Source organism: Ancylobacter terrae, assembly GCF_045108345.1.
In the GTDB taxonomy this organism is placed as follows: Bacteria; Pseudomonadota; Alphaproteobacteria; order Rhizobiales; family Xanthobacteraceae; genus Ancylobacter.
The window spans coordinates 143,732-158,500 of record NZ_JBJGXH010000001.1; the positions used below are offsets into that span (position 1 = coordinate 143,732).

A 14,769-nucleotide genomic window follows, 5' to 3' on the forward strand; every position below is an offset into this window, starting at 1 on the left:
GGTCAACGCCCGACAGCGCGATGCGCCCTCGGGCGCCATTCGGCTTTGCGCGGCCTTCGGGTCCAAGGAGTTGAGCGAACGCATGTTCGAGTCCCTGAGCGACCGCCTCGGCGGCATACTCGACCGGCTGAAGAAGCGCGGCGCCCTCACCGAGGCCGACGTGAACGAGGCCATGCGCGAGGTGCGCCGGGCGCTGATCGAGGCCGACGTCGCGCTCGACGTGGTGCGCTCCTTCACCGACCGGGTGCGGGCGCGCGCGGTGGGTGCCGAGGTGGTGAAGTCCGTCACCCCCGGCCAGATGGTCGTCAAGATCGTCAATGACGAACTCGTCGCCATGCTCGGCTCGGACGCCAAGCCGATCGACCTCGAGGCCGCGCCGCCGGTGCCGGTGCTGATGGTCGGTCTGCAGGGCTCGGGCAAGACCACCTCCACCGCCAAGATCGCCAAGCGCCTCACCGACCGCGGCGGTCGCAAGGTGCTGATGGCCTCGCTCGACACCCGCCGCCCCGCGGCGATGGAGCAACTCGCCACGCTCGGCACGCAGGTCGGCGTCGCGACGCTGCCGATCGTCGCCGGCCAGAGCGCCGTCCAGATCGCCCGCCGGGCGCTGGAGGCGGCGCGCCTCGGCGGCTTCGACGTGGTGATGCTCGACACCGCCGGCCGCGTCACCCTCGACGAGGCGCTGATGGCCGAGGTCGCCGAGGTGAAGGCGATCGCCCGACCGCACGAGGTGCTCCTCGTCGCCGACAGCCTCACCGGCCAGGACGCGGTCAACACCGCCAAGGCGTTCGACGAGCGCGTCGGCCTCACCGGCATCGTGCTGACCCGCGCCGACGGCGACGGGCGCGGCGGCGCCGCGCTCTCCATGCGCGCGGTCACCGGCAAGCCGATCAAGCTGATCGGCACCGGCGAGAAGATGGACGCGCTGGAGGATTTCGATCCCCGCCGCGTCGCCGGGCGCATCCTCGGCATGGGCGACGTGGTCGCGCTCGTCGAGAAGGCGGTCGAGAACATCGACGCCGAGAAGGCGATGGCCGCTGCCGAGCGCATGCGCAAGGGACAGTTCGATCTCGAGGATCTGCGCGGCCAGCTCGAGCAGATGGAGAAGCTCGGCGGCCTCGGCGGGCTGATGGGCATGCTGCCGGGCGTCGGCAAGATGAAGAACCAGCTCGCCGCCGCCGGCATGGATGACCGCGTCATCAAGCGGCAGAAGGCCATCATCGACTCGATGACGAAGAAGGAGCGCCGGAACCCGAAGCTGCTCGACGGCTCGCGCCGCAAGCGCATCGCGGCGGGCTCCGGCACCAAGGTCGAGGACGTCAACAAGCTGATGAAGATGCACCGCCAGATGGCGGACATGATGAAGGCGATGGGCGCCGCGGCCGGCGGCAAGCGCGGCCCGATGGCGGGCCTTGCCAACATGTTCGGCCTCGGCGGCGGTGCGCTGGGCGGGGGCGGCATGCCGAGCCCCGAGCAGCTCAAGCAGCTCGCCGAGAAGATGCCGGGCGGCCTTCCGGGCGCCGGCGCGCCGGGTGGCGGTCTTCCCGCCAAGTTCCCCGGCAACCTGCCCGGTCTCCCCGGCGGCTTCCCCGGCCTCAGCAAGCCCGGCGCCCTGCCGGGCCTGCCCGGCTTCGGCAAGGGGCCGGAGAAGAAGAAGTGAGCGCAGGGGGCTCAGCGACGGAAGGCCCGGCGCGTTCGATCACGGCCCTGAATGCCGTGCTCGATCATCGCATCGCGCTCTGGCTGCTGGCCGGGCGGTTCAATTGGGACACGGTGAGCTTCTCATTCGTGGAGGGCCTGTTGATCGAATGCAGTCCCGCATCGGCGAGCGTCGTAACGTATGCCGAGCGGCGTAAGCTCAAGAGAAGGCTTTATATTTTCGCTCGACGGGGTGACGGCGACAGCCGCAGCCTCTGCGTTATGCCCAGGCTGCCCTTCGGATTGACCAAACGGCTCTCCGCTGGGGAAGCACCGCAACACAGCCTGCAATTCGGAGTGAATGTGGTCCCTGCTGGCGCCGGTCCCGTCCGCCAGATCGAGATTCACTCGGCGCCGGGCCGTCGCGAGCAAGGCCGTCCCCTGCACGATCGCCGCCTCGTGTTCTCGTTCGAGAACGTGCCGACCCGGGTGGCCGTCGAGGTGTACGCGGCCGGTAGCGGCCCGTTCGCCGTCTACGATGCAGATGCGATCCCGGCAGACGAATTCTCGCGGACGATCCTGTCGTCGGCCGCGACCGTTTCCAACGACAGACCTTTCCTCAACTGACCAGGAGTTCCTTATGTCCCTCAAGATTCGTCTCGCCCGCGGTGGCGCCAAGAAGCGTCCGCACTATTCGATCGTCGTCGCCGACTCGCGCTCCCCGCGCGATGGCCGCTTCATCGAGAAGATCGGCATCTTCGATCCGCTGAAGCCGAAGGACGCCGCCGACCGCTTCGTGCTCGACGCCGAGAAGGCCAAGGCCTGGCTCGCCAAGGGCGCGCAGCCGACCGACCGCGTCGCCCGCTTCCTCGACAGCCTCGACCTGGTGAAGCGCGAAGCGCGCAACAACCCGGAGAAGGCCGTGCCCGGCAAGAAGGCGCAGGAGCGCGCCGCCGCCGCCGCCAAGGCTGCCGAAGCGGCCGAGTGATCGCGGAAGGGGCGGGCGGCTCCGGGAGGGGGTCGTCCAATCCCGTATAGGGTCGTCCGATCGGCTCCACGACCACAGGGGGGCCACCTTCGCCTCTCCCCGGCGGGGAGAGGTCGGCCAGCCGGGTCGGGTGAGGGGGAGCCCTCTCCGGCCGTGACTTCCCTCAACCTTACCCTCTCCCCGCCGGGGAGAGGGGATGGAAACGGCCGCCGCACCTTCGGAGCCGCCATACCGTCGAACGGTAGAGCTCTCCCTTACCAAGGGAGTGGTCTACCTTGCGCCGACGCCGTCCGACGCTCACGGATTTCCCATGCCCACGGATCGCATCCTCATCGCCCGCATCGGTGCGCCGCATGGCGTGAAGGGAGAGGTGCGGCTGTTCGCCTATGGCGACGACCCGGAAGCGTTGCGCACCTATCCGCTGACCGACGAGAGTGGGGTGCGGCGCTTCCGTATCGCCGCGCTGCGGGCGGCGAAGGAGCATTTCGTCGCCCGCCTCGAGGGGATCGCCACCCGCGAGGCGGCCGAGGCGCTCACCAATACCGGCCTCTATGTCATCCGCGACGCGCTGCCGCCGCCCGATGACGAGGATGATTTCTACCATGCCGACCTGATCGGGCTCGCCGCGGTGACGGCCGCCGGCGACTCGTTCGGCCGCGTGGTCGGCGTGCATGATTTCGGTGCCGGCGACATCGTCGAGATCATGCCGGAGGGCGGCGGCCGGACGTTGATGCTGCCGTTCACCAAGGCGGTGGTGCCGGTGGTCGATATCGCCGGCGGGCGGATCATCGTCGAGCCGGCCGAATGGGCGCGCGAGGAGCTCCCGCCGCCCGAGGCGGACCGGGGCTAGGAGCGTGGCAGATGTGGCGCGCCTCGATCGTCACCCTCTTTCCGGAGATGTTTCCCGGCCCGCTCGGCCTCTCGCTGGCCGGGCGCGCGCTCACGGGCGGCACGTGGGGCATCGACACCGTCGACCCGCGCGACCACGCGTTCGACCGGCATCGCTCGGTCGACGACACGCCGGCGGGTGGCGGGCCGGGCATGGTGATGCGCGCCGACGTGCTCGCCCGCGCGATCGACGCGGCCGCGCCGGCCGGCGATGACAGGCCGCGCTTCCTCCTGACGCCCCGCGGGCGGCCGCTGACGCAGGCGCGCGTGCGCGACCTCGCGGCGGGGGAGGGGGCGGTGATCGTCTGCGGACGGTTCGAGGGTATCGATGAACGCCTCGTGGCCGCCCGCGGGTTGGAAGAGGTGTGCGTCGCCGACGTGGTGCTCTCGGGCGGAGAGATCGGCGCGCTGCTGCTGCTCGACGCCTGCGTGCGGCTGCTGCCCGGCGTGATGGGCCATCCCGAATCCGGCACCGAGGAGAGCTTCTCCGCCGGCCTGCTCGAATACCCGCAATACACCCGCCCGGCCCTGTTCGAGGGCGCTCCGATCCCCGCCGTGCTGACCTCCGGTGATCACGCGAAAGTCGCGCGCTGGCGGCGCGAGCAGGCGGAAGCCGTCACCCGCGAGCGCCGCCCCGACCTGTGGGCAGCGTATGACAGGGATGCGACGGAATAGGCATGACAAGCCCGTCGACATGGCGTATAGGGCGCGCCATCACTTCGATCCAACTGACAACAGCAAGATGCGGGCGGCCGTCCGACGGCACGCGGCGCGAAAGGTGATGACATGGTCGACTATATCAAGGAGATGGACGCCGAGCAGGCTGCCAAGCTCAGCGAACTCCGCGCCATTCCCGACTTCCAGCCCGGCGACACGGTGATCGTGAACGTCAAGGTGAAGGAAGGCGAGCGCTCGCGCGTCCAGGCCTATGAAGGCGTCGTGATCGCCCGCTCCGGCGGCGGCATCAACGAGAACTTCACCGTCCGCAAGATTTCCTACGGCGAAGGCGTCGAGCGCGTGTTCCCGCTCTACTCGCCGAACATCGACAGCCTGAAGGTCGTGCGCCGCGGCAAGGTGCGTCGCGCCAAGCTCTATTACCTGCGCGACCGTCGCGGCAAGTCGGCCCGCATCGCCGAGCGCCAGGACAAGAACAAGGCCGGCAAGGGCGCTGCGCCCGTCGCCGCCGAGTGAGACCGTCCGGCTTCGGCCGGGCAGGGCAAGAGATGCGCGACCGGGCCCAGGCCCGGTCGTTCCATTTTCGGGGCAGGGTCCGGTTCGCGCCGTGGCTTCGGCGCGCTTCAGCAGTCCTTGAGGTCGTGCACGCGCGTCGCGGTCTGCTGCTCGACGATCAGGGCGCCGTCGCCGAGGAACGCGGCCTGCATCACGGTCGCGAAATCCGGCTGGCGCAGCGGGCAGGTGAGCAGGCCCGCATGATGGCGCGGCGCGGCTTCCGGCGGAGCAACGGTCACCCGGCTGCGATCCTCGATCGCCATGAACAGGGCGACGATGGCAGCCATGGCCACAGCAAGATCGCTCGCGCGCATAATCGCTCCCGTTCGGCGGTCGAGCCGGCGGCGGGGCCCGGGCGACGCAGAGGAAGCGTATGACAATCCTTACTGGCATGCCAGTGCGGATCCGCTCATATGTCCTTGCCGTCACATGTAAAATCGTCTCATGCGCTGGCATAATGTATTATAGAGACTCCCGGTGAGGAGCGCATTGCCGCCGCGCCCGCGCCCGGCATTGTCTGACGATGCCGAAATTGGTAGGAACATCGCATGATGGACGCGATGGAACTGAGGATGCAGGCCATGCGGGGGGAGGGTGCGCGCGCGCATCGTCCTGAACCGCGCCGCCGCTTGCCCACGACCATCGGTTTCGCCGCCGTCTCCGACCATGACCGGATGCCGGCGCGCTTCTTCGGCCGGTTTACCGCCTGCGCCGTCGCGGGCCTTAGCTGACGCGTCGCCGCCCGTCCCGGGCCGCGCCGCGATCCGCCCCCTTCTCATTCCCGTTTCGTGAGACGCCCGCCATGAGCACCGCTCCGCGCACCCTGTACGACAAGATTTTCGACGATCACGTCATCGACCGTCAGCCCGACGGCACCTGCCTGCTCTATATCGACCGCCATCTGGTGCATGAGGTGACCAGCCCGCAGGCCTTCGAGGGGCTGCGGCTGGCGGGCCGGCGCGTGCATGCGCCCACCAAGACGCTTGCGGTGGTCGACCACAACGTGCCGACATCCGATCGCCGCTTCGGCATCGAGGATCCGGAAAGCCGCATCCAGGTCGAGACCCTGGCCGAGAACGCCCGCGACTTCGGCATCGAGTATTTCAATGAACTCGACCGCCGGCAGGGCATCGTCCACGTCATCGGCCCGGAGCAGGGCTTCACCCTGCCGGGTACGACCATCGTGTGCGGCGACAGCCATACCTCGACGCATGGCGCCTTTGGCGCCTTGGCGCATGGCATCGGCACGTCGGAGGTCGAGCATGTGCTCGCCACCCAGACGCTGATCCAGAAGAAGAGCAAGAACATGCGCGTCACGGTGGACGGGAAGCTCCCCCCCGGCGTGACGGCGAAGGACGTGACGCTCGCCATCATCGGCACGACCGGCACCGCCGGCGGCACGGGCTACGTCATCGAATATGCCGGAGAGGTGTTCCGCAACCTCACCATGGAAGGCCGGATGACGGTCTGCAACATGTCGATCGAGGGCGGTGCCCGTGCCGGCATGGTGGCGCCGGACGAGACCACCTTCGCCTATGTGAAGGATCGTCCCCGCGCGCCGAAGGGCGAGGCATGGGACGCCGCACGCCGCTACTGGGACACGCTGCGCTCCGACGAGGGCGCCGTGTTCGACAAGGAAGTGCGGCTCGACGGCGCGGCGCTGCCGCCCATCGTCTCCTGGGGCACCAGCCCCGAGGACGTGATCTCGGTCGAGGGGCGGGTGCCGGATCCGGACCTGATCGAGGATGAGGACAAGCGCGCGGCGAAGAAGCGTGCGCTGGCCTATATGGGGCTCGCGGCCGGGACGAAGATCACCGACATCGCCATCGACAAGGTGTTCATCGGCTCCTGCACCAATGCCCGCATCGAGGACCTGCGGGCCGCCGCAGCGATCGTGCGCGGCCATCGGGTACGCGAGGGTCTCTATGGCATGATCGTTCCGGGTTCGGGGCTGGTGAAGGCGCAGGCCGAAGCCGAGGGACTGGACGCGATCTTCAAGGCGGCGGGATTCGACTGGCGCGAGCCGGGCTGCTCGATGTGCCTCGCCATGAATGCCGACAAGCTGGGCCCCGAGGAGCGTTGCGCCTCGACCTCGAACCGCAATTTCGAGGGGCGCCAGGGCCACAAGGGCCGCACCCACCTTGTGTCGCCGGCCATGGCGGCGGCAGCGGCCGTCGCCGGGCGATTCGTCGATATCCGGGCCTGGCCGCGGGGCTGACCGGCGTCACCTGTCTGAGATGGAAAAGCCCGGCGTGAGCCGGGCTTTTTTTGTTGGAAATCCGGATTACCAGCACTGCCACTGGCGGGCCCAGACCCGGCGGCCATTGACCCAGGTGCGCGTGTTCACCCAGCCGCAGTTATTGTTGTTGTAGTAGGGCGCCGCGGCAATGGCGGCGCCGACACCGAGGCCGAGCGGGACGCCCCACGCCCAGTTGTTGTAACGCGGACCCCAGTAGCCGTAGCGGGGACCCCAATAGCCATAGCCCGGGCCCCAACCGCGCCGCCAGCCCGGCCCGCCACGCCAGCCATAACGCGGGCCGCCGTGCCAGCCGGGATTGCGCCAGCGCGGGCCGCCGCCCCAATGGGGGCCACCGCCCCAGCCGCCGCGCCGCACCTGGATGGGTTGCGCGGGCGAATCCGCCACGGACTGCTTGACCGCGAGGGAACCCATGGGTGCCATGGGGGTCGCCTGCGCCGGCAGGGCGAACGTCGCGGCCAGCGCAATGCCGGCGGCGGCGCCGAAAGTCGATAGAGACATCATGTCAATGCACTCCTCGAACGAGACTTCGCCCCCCGGCCTTGGTTCTGCCGGGCGCTGGCGAGAGGTCCATCCCCTCTAACGCCGTTCCGGCCCCTGCGTTCAGCAGGGTGTCAAGCAGTTCACGTCACCCATTGGTGCTGGAGGCGACCGCGCTGACGCTCATCTGGTGGACGACCGGCACCGCGTCGGACGGCGCCTTGGCAATGACCGATCCGGAGGACACCGGCGCCAGCGCGAGCGCGGTGCCGAGAATGCCCAGGAGGCCGATGGAGAGCAGGAGCTTGCGGAGCATCGTCGTGATCCATCCGGCGCCGCGGCGCGGTGAAGGAAACGTTGCGTAAGCTGTAGGCCGTCGCGCCTGAACGAGGATTGAGAGCGTCGTTCAGCCACCGTTCACCAACGCGGCGACGGCAAGGCGGCGCCAGTGCGCCGGGCGGGCGGCCACATCGCCGCAGCGGGGCGGTGCCGGTGGCGGCAGCGGCCCGGCACGGCTAAGCTGTCGCGATGAGCGAGCAACCAAACTCCAGGCCACCCGAGGACGACCCGATCGAACTCTGGGGCCAGCGGATCGGCCGGGGCCTCGCCATCGTTGCGGGAGTTGGTCTCGTCGCCTATCTCGTGCTGACCTATCTGCGCTGAGCCCGTTCCCGCCATGAGTGACACCGACCCGCTTGCGTTCCGCGCGCTCAAGGCGCCAACCCTCGCCGAGATGGAGATGATGGCGGAGGCCGCCTATCACCGCCTGCCGCAGCGCTTCCGCAGCATGTGCGGCAACCTCGTGGTGCGGGTGGAGGATTTCCCCACCGCGGAGGTGATGGCGGAAATGGAGTGCGAGAGCGAATTCGACCTGCTTGGCCTCTTCCAGGGCGTCGGGCTGGCGCAAGGCTACGAGACGCAGGCGATGGGTCTGCCCAATATGATCTTTCTCTACCGCCGGCCCATCCTCGACTATTGGGCCGAGCATGACGAGACGCTGGGCCATATCGTCAGCCATGTGCTGATCCACGAGATCGGACATCATTTCGGGCTGTCGGACGCGGACATGGAGCGTATCGAGGGGCTGGCGGGCTAAGTAACCCTCCGGATCGGCAGGGACGCTGCCGAGTTTAGAATTTCTCCAAGAATGGAGATGGCCCATGACCCCGGATGTATCCGTCGACCGCTACGGCGCGCCGCTTCGCCTTCTGCATTGGGCGACCGTCATCGCCGTGCTGGTGACGTACGGCATCACCTATGCCGAAGCGCTGTTCGAGCGGGGAACGGCCGCGCGGGCCCTGGTCTGGTGGACGCACATTTCCGTCGGTCTGCTCGTGCTCGTCCTCGTCCTGCTGCGGTTCGTGTTCCGGGCGGCGACGCCGGTGCCGGGCCCGTCGCCGGATCTATCGCGCCTCGTTCATCTCGCATCCGTGGCGGCGCATATCCTTCTCTACCTGCTGCTGCTTGCGGTGCCGTTGGTGGGCATCTACCTCGCCTTCCTGCGGGGCAACGAGGTCAGCTTCTTCGGACTGTTCACGATCCCCTCGCCCATCGCCGTCGACCGTGACCTGGCGCGCCAGGTGATCGAGGTGCACGAATGGCTGGCCAACGCCCTGCTCCTCCTCGCGGGTGTGCATGCGGCTGCGGCGCTCGGGCATCATTTCATCCTGCGGGACGGCGTGCTGCGGCGCATGCTGCCGCCGGCACGGGGTAGCTGAGGAGCGGCTGGGCATTCGGTCGCGAAATTGGTATGGAGGCCTCAGTTTCGACCCTGCGGGCCCGGCCCGCACCCGACCGAGGCCCTGCCCATGGACAAGTTCTCCACGCTGACCGGCGTCGCGGCGCCACTGCACCTGGTCAATGTCGATACCGACATGATCATCCCGGCGCGCTACCTCAAGACGATCAAGCGCACCGGGCTGGGCAGAGGGCTCTTCTCCGAACTGCGTTATCGCGAGGACGGCTCGGACAATCCCGACTTCGTGCTGAACAAGCCGGCCTACAAGGGCGCGCAGATCCTCGTCGCGGGCGACAATTTCGGCTGCGGCTCCTCGCGCGAGCATGCGCCCTGGGCGCTCCTCGACTTCGGCATACGCTGCGTGATCTCCACCTCGTTCGCCGACATCTTCTACAACAACTGTTTCAAGAACGGCATTCTGCCGATCGTCGTCACGCCCGAGCAACTCGCCGCGCTGTTCGACGATGCCGCGCGCGGTTCGAATGCCACCATCACGGTCGACCTCGAGTCGCAGACGATCCGCGGCCCGGACGGCGGCAGCATCCAGTTCGAGATCGACCCTTTCCGCAAGCACTGCCTGCTGAACGGGCTGGACGATATCGGCCTCACCGAGGTCCATCTCGACAAGATCCGCGGCTTCGAGGGCCGGCTCGCGGCGGAGCGGCCCTGGGCATGAGCGGGGCGTCCTCGCACCCCGGTGACGGGGATCGGCGGCGCATCTCCTCCGGCTCGCCGTTCGAAGCGGCGGCGGGCTATTCCCGGGCGGTGGTCGACGGCGATTTCGTCTTCGTATCCGGCACCACCGGCTATGACTACGCCACCATGTCGATGCCCGAAAGCGTCGAGGACCAGACGCACGCCTGCTTCCGGACGATCGCGGCGGTGCTCGAGCAGGCCGGCTCCTCGCTCGGCGACGTGGTGCGGGCGCGCTACATCGTGACGGATGTCGCTTATGCCGACCGGGTATTTCCGATCTTCGGCCAGTATTTCGGCACGATCCGACCGGCGGCGACGCTGATCGTGGCGGGCTTGCTGAAGCCGGAGATGAAGATCGAGATCGAGGTCACCGCGCGCCGGCCTCGCTGAGGGGCCGCCGCTTGCCGCATTGCGGAATGGTTTTGTCTTTACACGCGTCCCTTCCCGGAGTGGAATCGTTTCAAAAGAGAACGAGCGCGCCGGGAGACGCCAGATGTGCCAGATCTTTGCGGGACAAGCGCCCGGAAATTACGAGAGCCAGACGCGCTCGGTGCGGATCGGCGGCCATTGCACCTCCATCCGCCTCGAGGCCGCCTTCTGGGCCATTCTCGAGGAGGTCGCCACGCATCAGGGCATGAGCCTCGGCAAATTCGTCACCAAGCTGCACGACGAAGTTCTGGAACTGCACGGCGAGGTCGGCAATTTCGCCTCGCTCCTGCGGTGCTCCTGTCTGATCTATCTGGCCGAAGTGCGTGAGCGCCCCGGGTCGGCGCGCGAGCGCCCGACCCTCCGGCGGTCCGCCGAGGCGGCCCTTCTCCAGATGCAGGCCGCCGAGTAGCCCGCTACCCGATTTCGACGTCGGCGCGATGTGTTAGCACCCTACCACCACGCCGCGCCGGCCACGCCTAGCATTCTTCCACGGTGACGTTCGCCGTCAGGAGGTGCGTATTGGCCAAGGCGATCCATTCGATGATCCGCGTGCTCGACGAGGCGCGATCGGTTGATTTCTACGAGAAGGCATTCGGGCTGACCGTCGCCGACCGCTTCGGCTTCGATGGCTTCACGCTGGTCTATCTGCGCAATCCGGAAGCCGACTTCGAGGTCGAGCTCACCATCAATCATGACCGTGCCGAGCCCTATGAGCTGGGCAACGGCTACGGCCACATCGCCTTCGCGGTCGACGATCTCGACGCCGAGCACGTCCGCTTCACGGCGATCGGCCTCAATCCCAACCCGGTCAAGGAATTCTTCCGGGACGGCGCGCTGCTGGCCAAGTTCTTCTTCGTGACCGATCCCGACGGCTACAAGATCGAGGTGCTGCAAAAGCACGGGCGCTATAAGTAATCTATAGAATAAATACAATAATATACTAGGAGGAAACGATGGCTACCCTTATCGACGCGCGCGGACCGTCGCGCCGCGCGCTGCTTGCTGGCGCCGTCAAGGCCGGTCTCGGAGCCGGCGCGCTGATGATCGTCGGTCCCGCGATCATCAATTCGGGCGAGGCCTGGGGGCTCGAAGTCACCAACCTCAAGCCGGAGACGATGCGCACCCTGATCGTGCTGGCTCGCGACATCTATCCTCATGACCGCATCCCGGACCGCTTCTACGCGATCGCCATGAAGCCCTATGACGCTGGGGCCTCCGATCCGGCGAACAAGGCCGCCGTCGAGGCGGGCGTTCTGGTGCTCGATACGCTGGCCAAGGCGAAATACGGCGTGCCCTACGCCGATGTCGGCTGGGAAGAGCAGCGCGTCGCCATCCTGCGCGAGCTCGAGGACAGCGCCTTCTTCCAGAAGGTGCGCGGCGGGCTGGTTGTCAGTCTCTACAACCAGGAGGAGGTGTGGCCGATCTTCGGCTATGAGGGCTCCTCGGCCGACAAGGGCGGTTACATCGACCGCGGCTTCTCCGACATCACGTGGCTCTGAGGGGAGGGCGGACACATGGCTGCTCCGTTTGATCTCAACGACGATTCGGTCGTCGTCATCGTCGGTTCCGGCGCCGGTGGCGGCACGCTCGGTACCGAACTCGCGCTCAAGGGCATCAAGGTGGTGATCCTCGAGGCCGGCGAACGCCACAACATGGAAGACTTCGTCAACAACGAGTGGGAGAGCTTCGCCCAGCTGGCGTGGAAGGACATGCGCACGACGTCCGGCTCCTGGCGCGTGCACAAGAACTTCCCCAACCTGCCGGCCTGGATCGTGAAGGCGGTGGGCGGTTCGACCGTGCACTGGGCCGGCGCCTCGCTGCGCTTCCAGGAGCACGAGTTCAAGACCCGCACGACCTATGGTGATGTCGACGGGGCGAACCTGCTCGACTGGCCGATCTCGCTCGCCGAGATGGAGCCCTGGTACGCCAAGGCCGAGGACAAGATGGGGGTGACCCGCACCAACGGGATCCCCGGCCTGCCCGGCAACAACAACTTCAAGGTGTTCGAGGCCGGCGCCAAGAAGATCGGCTACAAGGAAGTCTCGACCGGGCACATGGCGATCAATTCGCAGCCGCGCGCCGACCGGGGCTCCTGCCAGCAGATCGGCTTCTGCTTCCAGGGCTGCAAGTCGGGCGCCAAGTGGTCGACGCTCATCGCCGAGATTCCGCGCGGCGAGGCGACCGGCAATCTCGAGGTGCGCCCGCAGAGCATGGTGCTGAAGATCGAGCACGATGCCTCGGGCAAGGCCTCGGGCGTCGTCTATGTCGACAAGGACGGCAAGACCCAGCGCCAGAAGGCACGCATCGTGGCGGTGGCCGGCAACTCGATCGAGAGCCCGCGCCTGCTGCTCAACTCGGCCAGCAACATGTTCCCGGACGGCCTCGCCAATTCCTCCGGCCAGGTCGGGCGCAACTACATGCGGCACATGACGGCGAGCGTGTACGGCATCTTCGAGAAGCCGGTGCATATGTATCGTGGTACCACCATGGCCGGCATCGTGCGCGACGAGGCGCCCAACAATCCCAAGCGCGGCTTCGTCGGCGGCTACGAGTTCGAGACGCTGTCGCTCGGCGTGCCGTTCATGGCCGCGTTCCTGAATCCCGGCGGGTGGGGGCGTTCCTTCACCTCGGCCATGGACGGCTATGTGAACATGGCCGGGATGTGGATCGTCGGCGAGGACATGCCGCAGGAGACCAACCGCGTCACCCTCAATACCGACGTGAAGGACCAGTACGGGCTGCCGGTCGCCAATGTGCATTTCGACGACCACCCGAACGATGTCGCCATGCGCGCCCATGCCCACCAGCAGGGCGCGGCGATGTATGACGCGGTCGGCGCCGTGCGCACGCTGCCGACGCCGCCCTATCCCTCGACGCATAATCTCGGCACCAATCGGATGAGCGATAAGCCGCGCGACGGTGTGGTGAACAAGCACGGGCAGACGCACGACGTTCCCAATCTCTTCGTCTCCGACGGCAGCCAGTTCACCACCGGCGCCGCCGAGAACCCGACCCTGACGATCGTGGCGCTTGCCATCCGGCAGGCGGATTTCATCGCCGGGGAGATGAGCCGGAAGACGATCTGACCCGCGTTTTCCCGTTTCCGCTCCTTCCTCCCGCCGCCGATCCTCACGGGTCGGCGGCCTTTTCCGTCCCGGCGGCGCGAGCGTGCTTGCCAGCCTTCCCGCCAGCCATTAGCACTCGCGCGCCCAATAAATCAGCCGACAGGCGTTCAAGCGAGGTCCCCACCCATGGCGACGCACAAGCTCCTCCTTCTCCCGGGCGATGGAATCGGCCCTGAGGTCATGGCCGAGGCCGAGCGCGTGGTCGGTTGGCTCAACGATACGGGCGTCGCCTCGTTCGAAGTGGAGCGTGACCTCGTCGGCGGTGCCGCCTTTGAATCGTGCGGCATGCCGGTGACGGACGAGACGGTGCAGCGGGCGCTGGCGGCCGATGCCGTGCTGCTCGGCGCCGTCGGCGGCCCGCAATGGGCGTCGGTGCCTTATGACCAGCGGCCGGAAGCGGGCCTGCTGCGGCTGCGCAAGGATCTGCACCTGTTCGCCAATCTGCGTCCCGCCACCTGCTTCCCGGCGCTCGCCGAGGCCTCGAGCCTGAAGCGCGAACTGGTCGAGGGGCTCGATATCCTCATCGTTCGCGAACTGACCGGCGGGGTCTATTTCGGCGAGCCGAAGACCATCACCGATCTCGCCGACGGCCAGAAGCGGGCGGTCGACACGCAGGTCTACGAATCCTACGAGATCGAGCGCATCGCCCGCGTCGCCTTCGATCTCGCGCGCACCCGGCGCAACAAGGTAGTCTCGGCCGAGAAGCACAATGTGATGAAGTCCGGCCTGCTGTGGAAGGAAGTCGTCAGCACGGTGCACGGAGCCGATTACTCGGACGTCGTGCTGGAACACCAACTGGCCGATTCCTGCGGCATGCAGCTGGTGCGCGCGCCCAAGCAGTTCGACGTGATCGTCACCGACAACCTGTTCGGCGATATCCTCTCGGACGTCGCGGCGATGCTGACCGGTTCGCTCGGCATGCTGCCCTCGGCTTCGCTGGGGGCGGTCGAGGAACTTTCCGGCAAGCGCCGCGCACTCTACGAGCCGGTCCACGGCGCGGCCCCCGATATTGCCGGCAAGGGCGTCGCCAACCCGATCGCGATGATCGGTTCGCTGTCGATGGCGCTGCGATATTCATTCGGCCTCGGCGAGGCCGCCGATCGCATCGATGCGGCGATCGCCGCGGTCCTCGCCAAGGGTTTGCGCACGGGCGACATCAAGTCCGAGGGGTCGACGGTGGTCGGCACGCGCGGCATGGGTGACGCGATTCTCGCCGAACTGGGGGCCGCGGCCTGAGGCCGAGCCGGGTACAAAACAAAGCCGCGCGCCCATGGGGCGCGCGGACGGACGTCTCATCGAT

General features: G+C 67.6%; 21 protein-coding genes. 18 read left to right on the forward strand and 3 right to left on the reverse strand.

The annotated features are described in order from the left end of the window. Positions 1 to 82 precede the first annotated feature (82 nt). The 6 genes from ffh to rplS all read left to right on the forward strand — a co-directional run bounded on the left by ffh (position 83) and on the right by rplS (position 4,705). Positions 83 to 1,660 carry a signal recognition particle protein gene (gene ffh / locus ACEUEL_RS00680; RefSeq protein ID WP_405701126.1) on the forward strand — a complete coding sequence of 526 codons (1,578 nt, stop codon included), beginning with the start codon at positions 83 to 85 and terminating at the stop codon, positions 1,658 to 1,660. Then, positions 1,657 to 2,265, forward strand: coding sequence for a hypothetical protein (locus ACEUEL_RS00685; RefSeq protein WP_405701127.1), 609 nt, complete (start codon positions 1,657 to 1,659; stop codon positions 2,263 to 2,265). The genes ffh and ACEUEL_RS00685 overlap by 4 nt, the downstream gene beginning before the upstream one ends. Before the next feature lie 13 nt (positions 2,266 to 2,278). Beyond that, the gene (rpsP, locus tag ACEUEL_RS00690; RefSeq protein WP_405701129.1) at positions 2,279 to 2,626 is read left to right on the forward strand and encodes a 30S ribosomal protein S16; all 348 of its coding nucleotides are present in this window, start codon (positions 2,279 to 2,281) and stop codon (positions 2,624 to 2,626) included. Positions 2,627 to 2,936: 310 nt separating this feature from the next. Next, the gene (gene rimM, locus ACEUEL_RS00695; RefSeq protein WP_405701132.1) at positions 2,937 to 3,476 is read left to right on the forward strand and encodes a ribosome maturation factor RimM; all 540 of its coding nucleotides are present in this window, start codon (positions 2,937 to 2,939) and stop codon (positions 3,474 to 3,476) included. 11 nt (positions 3,477 to 3,487) lie between these two features. Further along, positions 3,488 to 4,189 carry a tRNA (guanosine(37)-N1)-methyltransferase TrmD gene (trmD, locus tag ACEUEL_RS00700; RefSeq protein ID WP_405701133.1) on the forward strand — a complete coding sequence of 234 codons (702 nt, stop codon included), beginning with the start codon at positions 3,488 to 3,490 and terminating at the stop codon, positions 4,187 to 4,189. A gap of 111 nt (positions 4,190 to 4,300) precedes the next feature. Next, entirely contained in the window at positions 4,301 to 4,705 is a 405-nt protein-coding gene (rplS, locus tag ACEUEL_RS00705; protein ID WP_405701135.1) for a 50S ribosomal protein L19, read from the forward strand. Positions 4,706 to 4,812: 107 nt separating this feature from the next. Here rplS and ACEUEL_RS00710 read toward each other — a convergent pair whose 3' ends face one another. Next, positions 4,813 to 5,058: a hypothetical protein gene (locus tag ACEUEL_RS00710; RefSeq protein ID WP_405701138.1), complete on the reverse strand. Its 246-nt coding sequence runs from the start codon at positions 5,056 to 5,058 to the stop codon at positions 4,813 to 4,815. Between the two features lie 234 nt (positions 5,059 to 5,292). On the opposite strand from ACEUEL_RS00710, the gene ACEUEL_RS00715 reads away from it, so the two are divergent. Continuing rightward, positions 5,293 to 5,475, forward strand: coding sequence for a hypothetical protein (locus ACEUEL_RS00715; protein WP_405701140.1), 183 nt, complete (start codon positions 5,293 to 5,295; stop codon positions 5,473 to 5,475). 71 nt (positions 5,476 to 5,546) lie between these two features. Beyond that, positions 5,547 to 6,962, forward strand: coding sequence for a 3-isopropylmalate dehydratase large subunit (gene leuC / locus ACEUEL_RS00720; RefSeq protein ID WP_405701142.1), 1,416 nt, complete (start codon positions 5,547 to 5,549; stop codon positions 6,960 to 6,962). 66 nt (positions 6,963 to 7,028) lie between these two features. Here leuC and ACEUEL_RS00725 read toward each other — a convergent pair whose 3' ends face one another. Both ACEUEL_RS00725 and ACEUEL_RS00730 read right to left on the reverse strand, forming a co-directional pair. Beyond that, the gene (locus tag ACEUEL_RS00725; RefSeq protein WP_405701144.1) at positions 7,029 to 7,505 is read right to left on the reverse strand and encodes a hypothetical protein; all 477 of its coding nucleotides are present in this window, start codon (positions 7,503 to 7,505) and stop codon (positions 7,029 to 7,031) included. Positions 7,506 to 7,629: 124 nt separating this feature from the next. After that, positions 7,630 to 7,797 carry a hypothetical protein gene (locus ACEUEL_RS00730; RefSeq protein WP_405701146.1) on the reverse strand — a complete coding sequence of 56 codons (168 nt, stop codon included), beginning with the start codon at positions 7,795 to 7,797 and terminating at the stop codon, positions 7,630 to 7,632. A 212-nt stretch (positions 7,798 to 8,009) separates the two neighbouring features. Between ACEUEL_RS00730 and ACEUEL_RS00735 the strand changes: the two genes are divergently transcribed. The 10 genes from ACEUEL_RS00735 to leuB all read left to right on the forward strand — a co-directional run bounded on the left by ACEUEL_RS00735 (position 8,010) and on the right by leuB (position 14,705). Continuing rightward, a complete protein-coding gene (locus tag ACEUEL_RS00735; protein WP_405701149.1) occupies positions 8,010 to 8,144 on the forward strand; it encodes a hypothetical protein in 135 nt (44 codons plus the stop codon). Between the two features lie 13 nt (positions 8,145 to 8,157). Then, positions 8,158 to 8,577, forward strand: a complete 420-nt coding sequence (locus tag ACEUEL_RS00740) for a metallopeptidase family protein (RefSeq protein ID WP_405701152.1) — start codon at positions 8,158 to 8,160, stop codon at positions 8,575 to 8,577. A gap of 64 nt (positions 8,578 to 8,641) precedes the next feature. After that, positions 8,642 to 9,199, forward strand: a complete 558-nt coding sequence (locus ACEUEL_RS00745) for a cytochrome b (RefSeq protein ID WP_405701155.1) — start codon at positions 8,642 to 8,644, stop codon at positions 9,197 to 9,199. A 90-nt stretch (positions 9,200 to 9,289) separates the two neighbouring features. After that, positions 9,290 to 9,895, forward strand: a complete 606-nt coding sequence (gene leuD, locus ACEUEL_RS00750) for a 3-isopropylmalate dehydratase small subunit (protein WP_405701157.1) — start codon at positions 9,290 to 9,292, stop codon at positions 9,893 to 9,895. Beyond that, positions 9,892 to 10,305, forward strand: coding sequence for a RidA family protein (locus tag ACEUEL_RS00755; protein ID WP_405701159.1), 414 nt, complete (start codon positions 9,892 to 9,894; stop codon positions 10,303 to 10,305). The genes leuD and ACEUEL_RS00755 overlap by 4 nt, the downstream gene beginning before the upstream one ends. 103 nt (positions 10,306 to 10,408) lie before the next feature. Continuing rightward, positions 10,409 to 10,753, forward strand: coding sequence for a ribbon-helix-helix domain-containing protein (locus ACEUEL_RS00760; protein WP_405701162.1), 345 nt, complete (start codon positions 10,409 to 10,411; stop codon positions 10,751 to 10,753). Positions 10,754 to 10,863: 110 nt separating this feature from the next. Further along, complete coding sequence (locus ACEUEL_RS00765) at positions 10,864 to 11,259, forward strand: VOC family protein (RefSeq protein ID WP_405701164.1); 396 nt, start codon at positions 10,864 to 10,866, stop codon at positions 11,257 to 11,259. Positions 11,260 to 11,297: 38 nt separating this feature from the next. Beyond that, positions 11,298 to 11,843, forward strand: a complete 546-nt coding sequence (locus tag ACEUEL_RS00770) for a Twin-arginine translocation pathway signal (protein ID WP_405701166.1) — start codon at positions 11,298 to 11,300, stop codon at positions 11,841 to 11,843. 15 nt (positions 11,844 to 11,858) lie between these two features. After that, a complete protein-coding gene (locus ACEUEL_RS00775) occupies positions 11,859 to 13,430 on the forward strand; it encodes a GMC family oxidoreductase (protein ID WP_405701169.1) in 1,572 nt (523 codons plus the stop codon). A gap of 165 nt (positions 13,431 to 13,595) precedes the next feature. Then, on the forward strand, positions 13,596 to 14,705 hold the full coding sequence (gene leuB, locus ACEUEL_RS00780) for a 3-isopropylmalate dehydrogenase (protein ID WP_405701172.1): 1,110 nt from the start codon (positions 13,596 to 13,598) through the stop codon (positions 14,703 to 14,705). Positions 14,706 to 14,769: the final 64 nt, after the last annotated feature.

Coding starts and splice junctions, on each gene's coding strand:
- ffh (WP_405701126.1), top strand. CDS start 83: ATGTTCGAGTCCCTGAGCGACCGCCTCGGCGGCATACTCGACCGGCTG.
- rpsP (WP_405701129.1), top strand. CDS start 2,279: ATGTCCCTCAAGATTCGTCTCGCCCGCGGTGGCGCCAAGAAGCGTCCG.
- rimM (WP_405701132.1), top strand. CDS start 2,937: ATGCCCACGGATCGCATCCTCATCGCCCGCATCGGTGCGCCGCATGGC.
- trmD (WP_405701133.1), top strand. CDS start 3,488: ATGTGGCGCGCCTCGATCGTCACCCTCTTTCCGGAGATGTTTCCCGGC.
- rplS (WP_405701135.1), top strand. CDS start 4,301: ATGGTCGACTATATCAAGGAGATGGACGCCGAGCAGGCTGCCAAGCTC.
- ACEUEL_RS00710 (WP_405701138.1), bottom strand. CDS start 5,058: ATGCGCGCGAGCGATCTTGCTGTGGCCATGGCTGCCATCGTCGCCCTG.
- ACEUEL_RS00715 (WP_405701140.1), top strand. CDS start 5,293: ATGATGGACGCGATGGAACTGAGGATGCAGGCCATGCGGGGGGAGGGT.
- leuC (WP_405701142.1), top strand. CDS start 5,547: ATGAGCACCGCTCCGCGCACCCTGTACGACAAGATTTTCGACGATCAC.
- ACEUEL_RS00725 (WP_405701144.1), bottom strand. CDS start 7,505: ATGATGTCTCTATCGACTTTCGGCGCCGCCGCCGGCATTGCGCTGGCC.
- ACEUEL_RS00730 (WP_405701146.1), bottom strand. CDS start 7,797: ATGCTCCGCAAGCTCCTGCTCTCCATCGGCCTCCTGGGCATTCTCGGC.
- ACEUEL_RS00735 (WP_405701149.1), top strand. CDS start 8,010: ATGAGCGAGCAACCAAACTCCAGGCCACCCGAGGACGACCCGATCGAA.
- ACEUEL_RS00740 (WP_405701152.1), top strand. CDS start 8,158: ATGAGTGACACCGACCCGCTTGCGTTCCGCGCGCTCAAGGCGCCAACC.
- ACEUEL_RS00745 (WP_405701155.1), top strand. CDS start 8,642: ATGACCCCGGATGTATCCGTCGACCGCTACGGCGCGCCGCTTCGCCTT.
- leuD (WP_405701157.1), top strand. CDS start 9,290: ATGGACAAGTTCTCCACGCTGACCGGCGTCGCGGCGCCACTGCACCTG.
- ACEUEL_RS00755 (WP_405701159.1), top strand. CDS start 9,892: ATGAGCGGGGCGTCCTCGCACCCCGGTGACGGGGATCGGCGGCGCATC.
- ACEUEL_RS00760 (WP_405701162.1), top strand. CDS start 10,409: ATGTGCCAGATCTTTGCGGGACAAGCGCCCGGAAATTACGAGAGCCAG.
- ACEUEL_RS00770 (WP_405701166.1), top strand. CDS start 11,298: ATGGCTACCCTTATCGACGCGCGCGGACCGTCGCGCCGCGCGCTGCTT.
- ACEUEL_RS00775 (WP_405701169.1), top strand. CDS start 11,859: ATGGCTGCTCCGTTTGATCTCAACGACGATTCGGTCGTCGTCATCGTC.
- leuB (WP_405701172.1), top strand. CDS start 13,596: ATGGCGACGCACAAGCTCCTCCTTCTCCCGGGCGATGGAATCGGCCCT.